Annotated in this window: 2 pseudogenes; both read left to right on the top strand. The window is 65.6% G+C overall.

The features are described from left to right. Positions 1 to 101: 101 nt before the first annotated feature. Positions 102 to 203: pseudogene (locus tag M2271_RS42390) on the top strand (oxidoreductase); the annotation flags it as partial. A gap of 708 nt (positions 204 to 911) precedes the next feature. After that, positions 912 to 1,341: pseudogene (locus M2271_RS42385) on the top strand (response regulator transcription factor). Positions 1,342 to 1,440 lie beyond the last annotated feature (99 nt).

The raw sequence follows: 1,440 nt of genomic DNA, 5'->3' as shown, positions 1-1,440 counted from the left end.
ACCGCCGGCTTCTCGACGGACTCCTGCTCGACAACAGTCTCGGTCATCTCTGGCGTCTCCTTGATCATCAGATCCGCCGTTGATTAGACACTCCCCGTGAAGGGGTTCGCATGCACCGCTGGGCCGAGCGCGACGGCACCTACGACGACCTCGTCGCACAGCGCTCCCAGGCCCTGGCCATGCTCCCCAGCCGCGAAGGCTGACACCCTTCCCCCCATCGACGGCCGCCTGGCCCATCGCCCCGTTATGTTTTTCGCGGTCCTGCAATGGGGCCGCTGGCCTCCGGGCCCGGCATGACTGTGTCCCCCTGTCGAACAGATGATGAAGGCATGACCTGGGGGGGGTGGTGTCACCGGGCCCGGGAGGTGCCGTCGGAGACGCTGATGAGAGGTCGATGAACCCCAGGTCCGCCGGGGTCAGGGTGAAGAACCGGATCAGCTCTTCCTTGTTGATCTCAGGGAAGCCCCGCAACCGTTCCAGTTCGTCGTCAGCGAACACACGGGTCGCCACCCGGGACCTCCACCGCAACCGTGTCCCCACACCTCATGGGCACCTTCCGCGACACCGTAGGGCTTTGGCGGGCCACGGTCAGGCAAACAGCCATCACAGTGCATCAGATACCAAGTCGGGCACCGCGGTTACCAGACACCGACCCCGGCTGAGGTCGTCGGCTTCGTCCGGCAGGAGGCAGTCCACGTAAATCACGCCCTCCCTGCGTTGATGAGGAACACCCCGCCCATCGCCAAGGCACATCACCGCAGGTCAGGGTTATCCGTTATTTTTGCGGCGGATACTACGGGTACCCCCTTCTGGGTGGTGGCGGCCCTGATCGACTACTTAGGCAGCGGCTGGCGCAACGTCACACGGTCCTCATCGCCGACGACCAGCCTCTCCAACGCCTCGGCTTCCGCATGCTGCTGGAGAGCCAGGACGACATGGTGGTCCTGTCCGAGGCGACGAACGGCAGCGAGGCGGTACGTCTGTCGGCGGACCTCCACCCCGATATCGTCCTGATGGACGTCCGCATCACCGCCGCCGGCGACCGCACCCACGTCCTGATCCTCACGACCTTCGACCTCGACGAGTACGCCTACGCGGGCCTGCGCGCCAGCGCCTCCGGCTTCCTGGTCAAGGACGCCCAGCCGGAGGAACTGCTCTCCGGCATCCGCTCGGTGGCCACAGGCGACGCGGTGGTGGCCCCCAGCCTGACCCGCCGCCTCCTGGACACCTACGCCCACCATCTCCCGCTGACGGAAACCCTCATTCGCGAAGACGGGCTCCCGGGACCGCGTCCAGGCGGCGATCCTCGCGTACGACACGAAACTGGTAAACCCGTCCTGAAATTCCCTGAACGCAGGAAACCCCGCACCAACCGGTGCGGGGTTTCCTTCAAAAATTGTTCGGCGGCGTCCTACTCTCCCACAGGGTCCCCCCTGCAGT

The organism is Streptomyces sp. LBL, assembly GCF_029893585.1.
In the GTDB taxonomy this organism is placed as follows: Bacteria; Actinomycetota; Actinomycetes; order Streptomycetales; family Streptomycetaceae; genus Streptomyces.
The sequence above is the reverse complement of the archived record's forward strand: the minus strand, read 5'-3'. Positions and strand labels throughout refer to the sequence as shown.